This is a genomic window from Pseudomonas sp. ATCC 43928, assembly GCF_005938665.2.
Taxonomy (GTDB): Bacteria; Pseudomonadota; Gammaproteobacteria; order Pseudomonadales; family Pseudomonadaceae; genus Aquipseudomonas.
In genome coordinates, this window is the sequence record NZ_CP041753.1 from 4,299,313 (window position 1) to 4,313,063 (window position 13,751).

Annotated in this window: 12 protein-coding genes; 4 read left to right on the forward strand and 8 right to left on the reverse strand. The window is 60.1% G+C overall.

Translation table 11 applies throughout. The annotated features are described in order from the left end of the window. Positions 1 to 24: 24 nt before the first annotated feature. From cysG to FFH90_RS19700, 6 genes are all read right to left on the reverse strand, one after another. Positions 25 to 1,419 (reverse strand): siroheme synthase CysG, encoded by a 1,395-nt coding sequence (cysG, locus tag FFH90_RS19675; RefSeq protein ID WP_019580092.1) that lies wholly within the window; start codon positions 1,417 to 1,419, stop codon positions 25 to 27. Then, the gene (serS, locus tag FFH90_RS19680; protein ID WP_018925530.1) at positions 1,420 to 2,700 is read right to left on the reverse strand and encodes a serine--tRNA ligase; all 1,281 of its coding nucleotides are present in this window, start codon (positions 2,698 to 2,700) and stop codon (positions 1,420 to 1,422) included. It lies immediately after the preceding gene. 15 nt (positions 2,701 to 2,715) lie between these two features. After that, positions 2,716 to 3,090: a fluoride efflux transporter CrcB gene (gene crcB / locus FFH90_RS19685; protein ID WP_007941127.1), complete on the reverse strand. Its 375-nt coding sequence runs from the start codon at positions 3,088 to 3,090 to the stop codon at positions 2,716 to 2,718. Then, positions 3,090 to 4,412, reverse strand: coding sequence for a replication-associated recombination protein A (locus FFH90_RS19690; protein ID WP_138867898.1), 1,323 nt, complete (start codon positions 4,410 to 4,412; stop codon positions 3,090 to 3,092). Before FFH90_RS19690 ends, crcB begins: the two co-directional genes overlap by 1 nt. A gap of 94 nt (positions 4,413 to 4,506) precedes the next feature. Next, complete coding sequence (gene lolA / locus FFH90_RS19695; protein ID WP_018925528.1) at positions 4,507 to 5,130, reverse strand: outer membrane lipoprotein chaperone LolA; 624 nt, start codon at positions 5,128 to 5,130, stop codon at positions 4,507 to 4,509. Between the two features lie 68 nt (positions 5,131 to 5,198). Further along, positions 5,199 to 7,604: a DNA translocase FtsK gene (locus FFH90_RS19700; RefSeq protein WP_019580089.1), complete on the reverse strand. Its 2,406-nt coding sequence runs from the start codon at positions 7,602 to 7,604 to the stop codon at positions 5,199 to 5,201. A gap of 306 nt (positions 7,605 to 7,910) precedes the next feature. Here FFH90_RS19700 and trxB point away from each other — a divergent pair, with 306 nt between their 5' ends. The 4 genes from trxB to infA all read left to right on the forward strand — a co-directional run bounded on the left by trxB (position 7,911) and on the right by infA (position 10,733). After that, positions 7,911 to 8,870 (forward strand): thioredoxin-disulfide reductase, encoded by a 960-nt coding sequence (trxB, locus tag FFH90_RS19705; protein WP_018925527.1) that lies wholly within the window; start codon positions 7,911 to 7,913, stop codon positions 8,868 to 8,870. A 68-nt stretch (positions 8,871 to 8,938) separates the two neighbouring features. Then, positions 8,939 to 9,619, forward strand: a complete 681-nt coding sequence (gene aat, locus FFH90_RS19710) for a leucyl/phenylalanyl-tRNA--protein transferase (protein WP_018925526.1) — start codon at positions 8,939 to 8,941, stop codon at positions 9,617 to 9,619. 87 nt (positions 9,620 to 9,706) lie between these two features. Further along, complete coding sequence (locus tag FFH90_RS19715; protein ID WP_018925525.1) at positions 9,707 to 10,414, forward strand: arginyltransferase; 708 nt, start codon at positions 9,707 to 9,709, stop codon at positions 10,412 to 10,414. A gap of 100 nt (positions 10,415 to 10,514) precedes the next feature. Further along, entirely contained in the window at positions 10,515 to 10,733 is a 219-nt protein-coding gene (gene infA / locus FFH90_RS19720) for a translation initiation factor IF-1 (protein WP_002553999.1), read from the forward strand. Positions 10,734 to 10,944: 211 nt separating this feature from the next. On the opposite strand, the gene clpA is transcribed toward infA, so the two are convergent. After that, positions 10,945 to 13,215, reverse strand: coding sequence for an ATP-dependent Clp protease ATP-binding subunit ClpA (gene clpA / locus FFH90_RS19725; RefSeq protein ID WP_018925524.1), 2,271 nt, complete (start codon positions 13,213 to 13,215; stop codon positions 10,945 to 10,947). 30 nt (positions 13,216 to 13,245) lie between these two features. Next, positions 13,246 to 13,608 (reverse strand): ATP-dependent Clp protease adapter ClpS, encoded by a 363-nt coding sequence (gene clpS, locus FFH90_RS19730; RefSeq protein WP_015094394.1) that lies wholly within the window; start codon positions 13,606 to 13,608, stop codon positions 13,246 to 13,248. Positions 13,609 to 13,751: the final 143 nt, after the last annotated feature.

Genomic DNA, 13,751 nt, shown 5'->3' on the forward strand with positions numbered 1-13,751 from the left:
GGGGGCAAGCCCCCTCGCCACAGGTCAGACCTGCGCCTGAGCCCCTTCGAACCACGCCAGTTTCTCGCGCAGTTGCACCACTTCCCCAACGATCACCAGTGTCGGAGCATGCACTTCATGCTCCGCCACCAGCCGTGGCAGGTCGGCCAGGGTGCCGGTAAATACCCGCTGATTGACCGTGGTGCCCTGCTGGATCAACGCTGCCGGGGTATCGGCCGCGCGACCGTGCTTGATCAACTGCTCGCAGATGATCGGCAAGCCCACCAACCCCATGTAAAACACCAGGGTTTGCGCCGGCGCGACCAGGTCGGCCCACGGCAAATCGGTGGAACCGTCCTTGAGGTGCCCGGTGACAAACCGCACTGACTGCGCGTAATCGCGGTGAGTCAGCGGAATCCCGGCATACGCCGCGCAACCGCTGGCAGCGGTAATGCCCGGCACGACCTGGAACGGGATGCCATGGGCCGCCAGTTCTTCGATCTCTTCGCCGCCACGCCCGAAAATGAACGGATCGCCACCCTTCAAGCGCACCACGCGCTTGCCGGCCTTGGCCAGATCCACCAAATGCTGGTTGATCTGTTCCTGAGGCACGGCGTGATCGGCGCGGCGCTTGCCGACGTAGACCCGCTCGGCATCGCGACGGCACAAATCCAGAATCGCCGGCGCCACCAGACGGTCATACAGCACCACGTCGGCTTGCTGCATCAGGCGCAAGGCGCGGAAGGTCAACAGGTCGGGATCACCCGGCCCGGCGCCCACCAGATAAACCTCGCCAGTGGCCACAGGGGCTTCGCCATTGATTTTGGCCAGCATCAAGCGCTCGGCCTCGGCGCCCTGCCCGGCCAGTTGTCGGTCGGCAATCGGTCCCTGGAACACATCCTCCCAGAACGCCCGACGCTGCTGCACATCCGGAAACAGGCCTTTGACCTGGTTGCGGAAACGCGCCGCCAGACCGGCCAGTTGACCGTAAGTGGAAGGAATCCAGGTTTCCAGCTTGGCGCGAATCAACCGCGCCAGCACCGGTGCATCACCGCCACTGGACACGGCAATGATCAGCGGCGAACGGTCGACGATCGCCGGGAAGATCACGCTGCACAGGGCCGGCGCGTCCACCACGTTGACCGGCACGCAACGCCGATGTGCATCGGCGGAGACTTGCGCGTTCAGCGGTTCATCGTCGGTGGCGGCGATGATCAGCCCGCAACCATCCAGATCCGCCTCGACGTAGCCACGCACCAGGCACTCGCCACCGCTGCCGGCTACCAGCTCACGCAACTGCGGTTCGATTTCAGGTGCGACCACCCGCAGCAGCGCACCGGCTTCGGCCAGCAGGCGGGATTTGCGCAAGGCAATCTCCCCCCCGCCGACGACCAACACACGACTGCCGCGAAGGTTATGGAACAGCGGCAGATAGTCCATTTAGCCGATGACCTCAAGGCCACCCATGTACGGCTTGAGCACTTCAGGCACACGGATCGAACCGTCGGCCTGCTGATAGTTCTCGAGTACCGCCACCAGGGTACGACCGACCGCCAGGCCGGAACCGTTCAGGGTGTGCACCAGCTCAGGCTTGCCGGTTTCCGGGTTGCGGAAACGCGCTTGCATGCGGCGGGCCTGGAAGTCGCCACAGTTGGAACACGAAGAAATCTCGCGATACTTGTCCTGGCTCGGAATCCACACTTCCAGGTCGTAGGTCTTGACCGCGCTGAAGCCCATGTCGCCGGTGCACAGCGCCAGGGTGCGGTATGGCAGCTCCAGCAGTTGCAGGACTTTCTCGGCGTTGGCGGTCAGGTTTTCCAGCGCTTGCATCGAGGTCGACGGCTCAACGATCTGGACCATCTCGACCTTGTCGAACTGGTGCTGACGGATCATCCCGCGAGTGTCGCGACCCGACGCGCCAGCCTCGCTGCGGAAGCACGGCGTGTGTGCCACGAACTTGATCGGCAGCAATTTCGAATCGACGATTTCGCCAGCCACGATGTTGGTCAGCGACACCTCAGCGGTCGGAATCAGGTACAGATCGGCTTCGCCGTCGCGGCTGATCTTGAACAGGTCTTCTTCGAATTTCGGCAACTGACCGGTGCCCTGCAGGGCCGGCGCTTGTACCAGATAAGGCGTGTAAGCCTCTTCGTAACCGTGTTCGTTGATGTGCAGGTTGATCATGAACTGCGCCAGTGCACGGTGCAGGCGAGCAATCGGGCCGCGCAGCAGGGCGAAACGGGCGCCGGACAGTTTGGCGGCGGTTTCGAAATCCAGCCAGCCGAACTTCTCACCCAGGGCCACGTGGTCCTGAACCGGGAAGTCGAACGCCTTCGGCGTGCCCCAACGGCGCACTTCAACGTTACCTTCTTCATCATCGCCGACCGGCACCGATTCGTGCGGCAGGTTCGGAATGCCCAGCAGGATCGAATCCAGCTCGGTCTGGATCGCGTCCAGCTCGACTTTACCGGCGCTCAACTCGCCCGCCATGCGCTCGACATCCGCCATCAGCGGCGCGATGTCTTCGCCGCGCTGCTTGGCCTGGCCGATGGATTTGGAGCGCGCGTTACGTTCAGCCTGCAGAGCTTCGGTGCGGGTCTGGACGGTCTTGCGCTGTTCTTCCAGCGCTTCGATGCGCGCAACATCCAGGGCAAAGCCACGGGATGCCAGGCGGTCCGCTACGTCCTGAAGGTTGCTACGTAACAGTTTGGAATCGAGCATGTCGGTTTCTCGTTATCAAAGTTTGGTCAAGGACAGGCCAGCCCAGGTGGCGAGCAGCCCGCCGAATACGCTGATGGCCGCATAGCCCAAGGCCAGCGGCACTTGCCCGGTTTCCAGCAGGCGCACCGTATCCAGTGAAAAGGATGAAAAAGTCGTCAGCCCCCCGAGGAAGCCAACGATCAACCCGGCGCGTACCGCAAACGATACCTCCGGGCGAATCAAAAACAGGCCGTATAGAACGCCGATCAGCAAACAGCCCACGATATTAACGGCCAGCGTCGCGGTATAGAAGTGCCGCGGCCAATTCGCGTTGATCCAGTTACCGGTGGCGAAGCGCAACAGCGTGCCGGCGACACCACCGACAGAAACCGCAACAATCAAGGGAATCACTATTTTCTCCGCTGTCGGGGGCTTAGACGGTCAAGCTGCGCGAGGTGGTTGAGCTTTTCGCCGATCTTCAGCTCCAGGCCGCGGGGCACGGGTTGATAGAACCGTTGTGGCTCCAACTCGTCCGGGAAGTAATCTTCGCCAGCGGCGTAGGCATCCGGTTCATCGTGGGCGTAACGATATTCATCGCCATAGCCCAATTGCTTCATCAACTTGGTCGGCGCATTGCGCAGGTGCAGCGGCACCTCCAGCGAACCGTGTTCGGTAGCGCTGCGCATCGCGGCCTTGAAGCCCATGTACACCGCGTTGCTTTTCGGCGCGCAAGCCAGATAGGTAATGGCCTGGGCCACCGCCAATTCGCCTTCGGGGCTGCCGAGGCGCTCCTGCACTTCCCACGCCGCCAGGCACAGGCTCAAGGCGCGAGGGTCGGCGTTGCCGATGTCTTCGCTGGCCATGCGCACCACGCGCCGGGCCAGGTACAGCGGGTCGCAGCCGCCGTCGATCATTCGCGCGAACCAGTACAGCGCAGCATCGGGGTTGGAACCGCGCACCGATTTATGCAGTGCGGATATCTGGTCGTAGAAGGCTTCGCCGCCCTTGTCGAAACGTCGACGGGTATCACCGAGCAGGCTTTGCAGCAGGTCGACGCCGATTTCGCTGTGGTCTTCGGCCAGGTCCGAGGCATTTTCCAACAGGTTGAGCAGACGCCGGCCATCGCCATCGGCGGCGGACAGCAGCATCTGGAAGCCCTCGTCGCTGAGGGTCAGTTGCCGCTTGCCCAGCCCGCGTTCTTCGGTCAGCGCGCGATGCACCAGCTTGCGCAGGGCGGCTTCGTCGAGGCTTTTGAGCACATAGACACGCGCCCGGGACAGCAGCGCGTTGTTGAGTTCGAACGAGGGGTTTTCCGTGGTCGCGCCGATGAAAATCAGCGTGCCGTCTTCAACGTACGGCAGGAACGCATCCTGCTGGGACTTGTTGAAGCGATGCACTTCGTCGACGAACAGGATGGTGCGTTTACCGTACTGCCCGGCCTGCTGCTTGGCGACTTCCACCGCCTGACGAATCTCTTTGACCCCGGCCAGCACCGCCGAAACCGTTTCGAAGTGCGCATCCGAGACTTCCGCCAGCAGCCGCGCCAGGGTGGTTTTACCCACGCCCGGTGGCCCCCAGAAAATCATCGAGTGCAGGGCACCCTGCTCCAGGGCTTCGCGCAAAGGTTTGCCGCGAGCGAGCACGTGTTCCTGACCGACGTACTCGTCCAGATTGGCCGCACGCAAACGGGCGGCCAAGGGCTGAGCAATCGGGGCACTGCGAAACAGGTCCATCACGTACTTTTAAAACCTCGAGTCAATTCTCAAGTTTGGCGAACACCCTGTGACAAGAGCAGCCCCCTCGCCACACAAGCCCGCTTCTACAGGTTTACTCCTGGATCACATCGGCACCCTTGGGGATGTCGAACTTGAACTTGGAGGCCGGGATCGGCTCGTTGGCCTTCACACCGGTGAACAGGATATTGGTGCGCTGGCCGACGCTGTCGATCATCTGCATATCATTGACCAGACCATTGCGGAACGATAGGCGCAGGCTGTCGAACAGGGTGTCCTTGGTTTTCGGCTTCAGGGTGAAGTCGATCACGCCGCCGGCTTCCTTGGCGCTGATGTCGAAGCTCTGGCTGATCTTGGACACGTCACCGGACAGCAGCAACGCCGGGGTCTGGGTCAGACGCTGATCGAGAGTCTTGATGGTGGCCTGTTCCAGATCCGGGTCCCACAGGGTCACTTTCTTACCGTCCGATACCATGGTTTGCTCGGCCGGCGCGTTGGTGTGCCAGTAGAACAGGCCCGGGCGCTGCAAGGACATTTCACCCGCAGTTTCTTGTAACTGGGTGCCGCTGCCGTCGAGGGTCAGCTGGGAGAAGCGCGCGGTCAGGGTCTGGGATTTTTCCAGCAGTTGAGTCAGACGCGCCACGTCCTTGTCGTCGGCGTGGGCCGAGAGCGTGGTCAGAGCCAGTACCGGCAGCAACAGCATGCGGATAAGACGCATGGGAGTCCTCATAAACATTCGTGGGAGTGCGGGCGGCGTCTCAAGACGCCGCCCCTTTCAATACCGGATCAGTCGCGCACCGGGCCAGGGGCCAGGACTTCACGCGAACCGTTGGTGTTCATGGACGTTACGACCCCGGCCATTTCCATGGCTTCGATCATGCGCGCCGCGCGGTTGTAGCCGATTTTCAGCTTGCGCTGAACCGCGGAGATGGATGCGCGACGGCTTTCCAGGACGAACTGCACCGCTTCGTCGTAGAGCGCGTCGGTTTCGGCATCATCTTCACCGCCACCGCCGCCGTTTTCAAAGCCGCTACCAGCCTCTTCGACACCGGCGAGGATGTCATCGTTGTATTCCGGCGCGCCGCGCAACTTCCAGGCTTCAACCACCCGGTGCACCTCGTCATCGGACACGAATGCGCCGTGAACACGAATCGGCAGGCTGGTGCCCGGCGGCATGTACAACATATCACCGTGGCCCAGCAGTTGTTCGGCGCCGCCCTGGTCGATGATGGTCCGCGAATCGATCTTGCTCGATACCTGGAACGCCATACGGGTCGGGATGTTCGCCTTGATCAGACCGGTGATCACATCCACCGACGGACGCTGGGTCGCGAGGATCAAGTGGATACCCGCCGCACGCGCCTTCTGCGCGATACGCGCGATCAGCTCTTCAACCTTCTTGCCGACGATCATCATCATGTCGGCGAATTCGTCGACCACCACGACGATGGTCGGCAGCTTCTGCAGCAGCGGTGCCTCATCGTGGATGCTTTCGCGCTTGTACAGCGGATCGCTCAACGGCTCGCCGGCGTCCTGGGCTTCCTTGACCTTGGCGTTGAAGCCCGACAGGTTACGCACGCCCATCTTCGCCATCAGTTTGTAGCGCCGTTCCATTTCGGCGACGCTCCAGCGCAAGGCGTTGGCGGCGTCCTTCATGTCGGTGACCACTGGGCACAGCAGGTGCGGGATGCCTTCGTAGATCGACAGCTCAAGCATTTTCGGGTCGATCATGATCAGCTTGGCGTCTTCAGGGCCCGACTTGAACAGAATCGACAGGATCATCGCGTTCACACCCACCGACTTACCGGAACCGGTCGTACCGGCCACCAGCAAGTGGGGCATTTTCGCCAGGTCAGTGATGACCGGTTTGCCGCCGATGTCATGACCCAGGGCCAGGGTGACCGGGGACTTGAAGTTATCGTACTCGGGGGTCGACAAGACTTCGGAGAACCGCACGATCTGCCGGTCTTCGTTAGGGATCTCGATACCGACCGTGGTCTTGCCCGGAATCACTTCCACCACGCGCACGCTGGTCACGGCCAGGGAACGGGCCAGGTCTTTCGCCAGGTTGGCGATACGGCTGACTTTCACCCCGGCGGCAGGCTGGATTTCGTAACGGGTAATGACCGGGCCCGGGTGAATCGAATCCACCGAGACTTCGACGCCGAATTCCTTGAGCTTGATTTCCAGCAAGTGGCCGACGGCCGCCAGGGATTCAGGCGAATAATTGAGTTGTTTCTTTTCCGCCGGGTCGAGAATCGAAATCGGCGGCAAGGTGCCTTCCACGGCGCTGTCGACGAACAACGGCGCCTGTTTCTCTTTTTCCACGCGCTTGCTCGGAGCGGCCGGCTTCGGCGGTGCGGGAGCAATCACCGGCGGCACCTGCTTTTCACGCTCGGACATGTGCTTGCTCAGGGCCTGCTCGCGCTCGATCAGGCGTTCCTTGACCTTGGCCTGCTCACGTTTATCGGTGACCGTCGGCGCAACCACGTCATGCACGCGATCGTCGACCTCACGCAGCTGGGCGACCAGTTGCTTGCGTTCGGTACGGGCTGCCCACCAGCGATTGGCCGCGCCCTGAAACAATTCGAACAAATCGAGGGTGATCTTGCCGGTGACGTCCATCACCTTGAACCACGACAGATCGGTGAATACCGTCAGGCCGAACAGGAACAGCGCAATGAACAACAGCGTGCTGCCCTGAATGTTCAGCGCATTCTTCGCCAGGTCACCGAGGCTTTCACCCAAAGCGCCGCCGGCGCCGGCCGGCAGACCGGTCGCCGCATGGAAATGGATATGGGCCAGCGCCGCGCCCGACAGCACCAGAAACACCAGGCCGATCAGGCGCCAGGAAAACAGCCAGCCGCTCCACTGCCATGGCTCGTGGCGCTGACGGAAGATCTGATAGGCCTTGATCGCCAGCAATAGCGGGAAAATGTAGGCGAAGTAACCCAGGACCATGAACAGGATGTCGGCGCTGTAAGAACCGGCAGGCCCGCCGAAGTTCTGTACATCGTCGATCTTGCTGTTATGGCTCCAGCCCGGATCGTCCTTGCCATAGGTCAACAAGGCCATCATCAGGAACAGGCACAAGGCGCCGATGGCGATCAATGCACCTTCCTTGAGCCGGTAGTGCAATTGCTGGCGCCAGAGCGGAACGACTGTTTTAGGTGCTGCGGTGGATTTCTTCAAAACGCTTCTTTTCCTGCGCCCTTGGCGCGTCCATCTGTTGAATGACTATAAAAACTGCCCAATCCAGGCAGGTAAAAAAGTTAACAGTCCCAACCGGGACTACTTTTAACACTGTGCCCCGGCTTTTCGAAATACGGCACGCAGCGCTTTTTTGATACAAACACTGTTACAAGCGGGCATTGTACGGGTTTGTTCGCCCAATGCCATGCTTGAGACCCTTGGCTCCAGCATAGCCAACAGCACAATACGCGCAGTCCAATTTGAGCATGCATTCTCTTTTGTGACAAAGGCTTATGAGGTGTTTTTATGAGTGAAGCGAAGCATTCCCGCCTGATCATTCTGGGTTCCGGCCCCGCCGGTTACAGCGCAGCCGTTTATGCCGCTCGCGCCAACCTCAAACCCGTTGTCATTACCGGCATACAGGCCGGTGGCCAGCTGACCACTACCGTCGAAGTCGACAACTGGCCCGGCGACGTCGAAGGCCTGACTGGCCCGGTGCTGATGGAACGCATGCAGAAACACGCCGAACGCTTCGACACCGAGATCGTTTACGACCACATCCATACCGCCAAGTTGCAACAGCGCCCGTTCGAGCTCATCGGCGACAGCGGCACCTACACCTGCGATGCGCTGATTATCGCCACCGGCGCTTCGGCCCAATACCTGGGGCTGCCATCGGAAGAAGCCTTTGCCGGCAAAGGGGTTTCGGCCTGCGCCACCTGCGATGGTTTCTTCTATCGCAACCAGGTGGTCGCAGTTGTCGGCGGCGGCAACACCGCGGTGGAAGAAGCCCTGTACCTGTCGAACATCGCCAAGGAGGTTCATCTGATTCACCGTCGCGACAAACTGCGTTCGGAGAAGATCCTGCAGGACAAGCTCTTCGAAAAAGCCGCCAACGGCAATATCCGCCTGCACTGGAACCAGAACCTGGACGAAATACTCGGTGACGCCAGCGGCGTGACCGGCGCCCGCCTGCGTCACAGCCATACCGGCGAAACCGCTGAACTGTCGCTGGCCGGCGTGTTCATCGCCATCGGCCACAAACCCAACACCGACCTGTTCCAGGGCCAGCTGCAGATGCGCAACGGCTACCTGCTGGTCAAGGGCGGCAGCGAAGGCGACGCCACCGCCACCGCCATCCAGGGTGTATTCGCCGCCGGCGACGTGGCCGACCACGTTTACCGCCAGGCAGTGACCTCTGCCGGAGCCGGTTGCATGGCTGCGCTGGACGCCGAGAAGTATCTCGATGACATTCCCGGCGTTTGACGGTTAACCTTCTATCTGGCGGGTTTATCGGCCCGCCACCGCCCTCCCCTTCTGCAAGCCCGGATGCCATGCTGACTTGGTTACAACGCAATACCCTGACTTTTCCGCCGCTGGAAAAAGCCATGCGCGACCCCAACGGACTGCTGGCCGCAGGCGGCGATCTGTCCGCCGACCGCCTGATTCAGGCGTATCGCCATGGCTGCTTTCCGTGGTTCTCGGAAGGCCAACCGATTCTCTGGTGGTCACCGGATCCGCGCACGGTGCTGTTTCCCGACGAACTGCATGTCTCTCGCAGCCTGAATAAACTGCTGCGCCAACAACGCTATCAAGTGACCTTCGATCGGGATTTTGCCGCGGTCATCAGCGCCTGCGCCGCGCCGCGCGAGTACGCCGATGGCACCTGGATCACCCAAGCGATGCAGGACGCCTACGTCGAACTGCACAGGCGCGGCTACGCCCATTCGGTGGAGGTCTGGGACGATGGCGTGCTGGTCGGCGGGCTCTACGGCCTGGCCATGGGACAGCTGTTTTTCGGTGAGTCGATGTTCAGCCGCGCCGACAACGCCTCCAAATATGGCTTTGCCACGCTGGTGCGACATCTGAAAGACTCAGGTTTTGTGCTGATCGATTGCCAGATGCCTACCGATCATCTGCATAGCCTGGGCGCCCGAGCGATTCCCCGCACCGAGTTTGCCGGCTACCTTGCCCGGCACCTGGATCAACCCGGTCGTGCCACCTGGGTTTGCTGAGCGACATTGGCCCGTGTGGCTTACACTTAATGCGGGGAGACGAATTGAAAAAGTCCCCTTATCAAAAGTTTATCCCGAGGGTTGATCATGACCGAGTTGGCGCGTTTGAAGTTCTATGCCACTCAGCCCCACTCTTGCAGTTATCTGCCCGAGGAGCAGGCCACTACGCTGTTCCTCGATCCCAGTCAGCCCATGGATGTGCATGTCTACGCAGATCTGTCGGAAATGGGCTTTCGTCGCAGTGGCGATCATCTCTACCGGCCCCATTGCCAGAATTGCAATGCATGCGTACCGGCGCGCATTCCTGTAGCGCAATTTACCCCCAACCGCCAGCAGAAACGCATTCTCAAACGCAATGCCGACCTGCAGGTACGCCCGGCCCGACCAACGTTCAGCGAGGAGTATTTCGACCTCTATCAGCGCTACATCGAACAGCGCCACGCCGACGGCGATATGTATCCGCCGAGTCGCGATCAGTTCTCGACCTTCCTGGTGCGTGACCTGCCGTTCTCCCGCTTCTACGAATTTCGTCTCGAAGGCCGACTGGTGGCGGTGGCCGTCACCGACTTGCTGCCCAATGGCCTGTCAGCGGTGTACACCTTCTACGAGCCTGGCGAGGAACGTCGCAGCCTTGGGCGTTACGCGATTCTCTGGCAGATTGCCGAAGCCGGGCGCCTGGGGCTGGAAGCGGTCTATCTCGGCTACTGGATCAAAAACTGCAAAAAAATGAGCTACAAGACCCAATATCGCCCTATCGAACTGCTGATTAATCAACGTTGGGTCATCCTGAACTAGAACCCCTTGGCTTAAACCCCACTTTTCGGGCACAATGCACGCCGCTTTTGCCTGGCGCAGTTGCACCGGGCCATTCATTGGACACCGAGGGCTTTACTGCATGTCGAAAGAAGACAGCTTCGAAATGGAAGGCACTGTCGTCGACACCCTGCCCAACACCATGTTTCGTGTGGAGTTGGAAAATGGGCACGTCGTAACCGCGCATATCTCCGGCAAGATGCGCAAGAACTACATTCGTATTCTTACCGGCGACAAAGTGCGCGTCGAGCTGACGCCCTATGACTTGAGCAAAGGGCGCATCACCTACCGCGCTCGCTAATCAAGTCAATACAAAACGCCCGGCTATGCCGGGCGTTTTTGTGTGCGGATCGTTCCCACGCTCTGCGGGGAATGCCTCAACGGACGCCCTGCGTTCGGCCTTTGAAAGGACGCGGAGCGCCCCGGACTGCATTCCCACGCGGAGAGTGGGAACGATCTGGCAGACAGCAAAAAGGCGCCTTTCGGCGCCTTTTGCTTTGTTGCGGTTAACGTCAGGCCATTTCAGCCGTGGTCTCGAACTCGAAGGTCAGCTCGCCGTCCTTGATGTCGATGTGCACCACACCGCCATGTTCGGCCAGTTCGCCAAAGAGAATCTCCTCCGCCAGCGGACGCTTGATCTTGTCCTGAATCAAGCGCGCCATTGGTCGAGCACCCATGGTCACGTCGTAACCACCGGCCGCCAGCCAGCTGCGAGCAGCGTCGGTGACTTCCAGCAGCACACGCTTGTCTTCCAGCTGCGCCTGAAGCTCGGTAAGGAACTTGTCCACCACGCTTTTGATAACCTCATGGCTGAGGCGACCAAACTGGATAATGGTGTCCAGACGGTTGCGGAATTCCGGCGTGAAGCTCTTCTTGATCACTTCCATCGCATCGGACGAGTGGTCCTGATAGGTGAAGCCGATCGAAGCACGCGCTGCAGTCTCGGCACCGGCGTTGGTCGTCATGATGACGATCACGTTACGGAAATCTGCCTTGCGCCCGTTGTTATCGGTCAGCGTACCGTGGTCCATGACCTGCAACAGCAGGTTGAAGACTTCCGGATGCGCCTTCTCGATTTCATCGAGCAACAATACACAGTGAGGCTGCTTGGTGATGGCTTCGGTCAGCAGACCGCCCTGGTCGAACCCGACATAGCCTGGAGGCGCACCGATCAGACGCGATACGGTGTGGCGCTCCATGTACTCGGACATGTCGAAGCGAACCAGCTCGACCCCCAACGCCTTGGCCAACTGACGCGCAGCTTCGGTTTTACCGACGCCGGTCGGGCCTGCGAACAGGAACGAACCGACAGGCTTGTCAGGCGACTTGAGGCCGGCACGGGACAGCTTGATCGCGGTCGACAGTGAGTCGATCGCCGCATCCTGGCCGAATACCGTGAGCTTCAGGTCACGCTCAAGGTTACGCAGCAGCTCTTTGTCGGAGCTGGTGACGTGCTTTGGCGGAATTCGCGCGATTTTCGCAACGATGTCCTCGACCTGAGGCACTTCGATGCGCTTCACGCGTTTCTCGACTGGCTGCAGACGCTGATAGGCGCCCGCCTCGTCGATGACGTCGATGGCCTTGTCCGGCATGTGCCGGTCATTGATGTAACGCGATGCCAGTTCGGCAGCGGCGCGCAGGGCTTCATCACTGTATTCAATGTTGTGATGGAGCTCGAAACGCCCTTTCAGGCCACGCAGGATACCGATGGTGTCTTCCACCGAAGGCTCCGACACATCGACCTTCTGGAAGCGCCGGGCCAAGGCACGGTCCTTCTCGAAGATCCCGCGGAATTCCTGGAACGTGGTCGAACCGATGCAACGGATATCGCCCGAAGACAACAATGGCTTGAGCAGGTTCGAGGCATCCATGACGCCACCGGACGCAGCGCCCGCACCGATGATGGTGTGGATCTCGTCGATGAACAGGATCGCCTGCGGACGTTTTTTCAGCTCATTGAGCAACGCCTTGAAGCGCTTCTCGAAATCGCCGCGGTATTTGGTTCCGGCCAGCAAGGCCCCCAGATCGAGGGAATACACCACGCTGTTGGCCAGCAGGTCCGGCACCTGGTTGTCGACAATGCGTTTGGCCAGGCCTTCGGCAATCGCGGTTTTACCCACGCCCGCCTCGCCCACCAGCAGCGGATTGTTTTTGCGACGACGCGCCAGGATCTGCGCGACGCGCTCGACTTCGAGCTCACGGCCTACCAACGGATCGATACGACCCTGGCGCGCGAGTTCGTTGAGGTTGCTGGCATAAGCATCCAGAGGATTGCCTGAAGAAGAAGACTCACCGCCCTCGTCGTCCTGCATATCTTGTTCACCTTCAGAGTGATCGCCATGCCCCGGCACTTTGGAAATGCCATGGGCGATGTAGTTGACGACATCGATGCGCGCAACGCTCTGCTGTTTCAGCAGAAACACTGCCTGACTCTCTTGCTCACTGAAGATCGCGACCAGCACGTTGGCGCCAGTCACTTCGCGTTTGCCCGAGCTCTGTACGTGAAAGACAGCACGTTGCAGTACACGCTGGAAGCCCAGGGTTGGCTGGGTTTCACGATCCTCGTCATGCAAGGGGATCAATGGCGTGGTGGAGTCGATGAACTCCTGCAGGTCATGCTTGAGTTTGTCGAGGTTTGCGCCGCAGGCACGCAAAACGGTAGCGGCAGCCTCATTATCCAATAGGGCCAGCAGCAGGTGTTCGACGGTCATGAATTCATGACGCTTCGAACGAGCCTCCTTGAAGGCTAGATTGAGGGTGACTTCGAGCTCGCGGTTTAACATAGCTTCACCTCATACCCAAGTGGTCGGCGATTAACCGTCCTTCTCGATTTCACAGAGTAGCGGATGCTGGCTTTCCCTGGCGTACTGGTTGACCTGCATGGCCTTGGTCTCGGCGATGTCGCGGGTAAACACTCCACATACTGCCCGTCCTTCTGTATGAACGGCCAGCATGACCTTGGTCGCCAGCTCGCGATTCAGGTTAAAAAACACCTCGAGCACTTCGACGACGAAATCCATCGGTGTGTAGTCATCGTTGAACAAAACCACCTTGTACATAGGCGGCGCCTGTAAAGCAGGCTTAGCCTCCTGAACAGCAATGCCTGCGGAATCGTCGTCGTGTAAATCAGGGCGATCCTGATTGAATGTTAGTCGAATCTGGCTGATTGCATGCATGGAAAGAAAGGTTCGTCAGTTGTGCAAATACAGTGGTGGGGGCGGCCATCAGCGATTTCAACTCCGACTGCCCGGTCACCTTGACTATCGGGAAAACGGTGTTACAACCAATAGAGCCCACAGTGGGTAAAAAAGGTCCGCGG

Coding starts and splice junctions, on each gene's coding strand:
- infA (WP_002553999.1), top strand. CDS start 10,515: ATGTCGAAAGAAGACAGCTTCGAAATGGAAGGCACTGTCGTCGACACC.
- cysG (WP_019580092.1), bottom strand. CDS start 1,419: ATGGACTATCTGCCGCTGTTCCATAACCTTCGCGGCAGTCGTGTGTTG.
- trxB (WP_018925527.1), top strand. CDS start 7,911: ATGAGTGAAGCGAAGCATTCCCGCCTGATCATTCTGGGTTCCGGCCCC.
- clpS (WP_015094394.1), bottom strand. CDS start 13,608: ATGCATGCAATCAGCCAGATTCGACTAACATTCAATCAGGATCGCCCT.
- aat (WP_018925526.1), top strand. CDS start 8,939: ATGCTGACTTGGTTACAACGCAATACCCTGACTTTTCCGCCGCTGGAA.
- FFH90_RS19690 (WP_138867898.1), bottom strand. CDS start 4,412: ATGGACCTGTTTCGCAGTGCCCCGATTGCTCAGCCCTTGGCCGCCCGT.
- serS (WP_018925530.1), bottom strand. CDS start 2,700: ATGCTCGATTCCAAACTGTTACGTAGCAACCTTCAGGACGTAGCGGAC.
- lolA (WP_018925528.1), bottom strand. CDS start 5,130: ATGCGTCTTATCCGCATGCTGTTGCTGCCGGTACTGGCTCTGACCACG.
- FFH90_RS19715 (WP_018925525.1), top strand. CDS start 9,707: ATGACCGAGTTGGCGCGTTTGAAGTTCTATGCCACTCAGCCCCACTCT.
- clpA (WP_018925524.1), bottom strand. CDS start 13,215: ATGTTAAACCGCGAGCTCGAAGTCACCCTCAATCTAGCCTTCAAGGAG.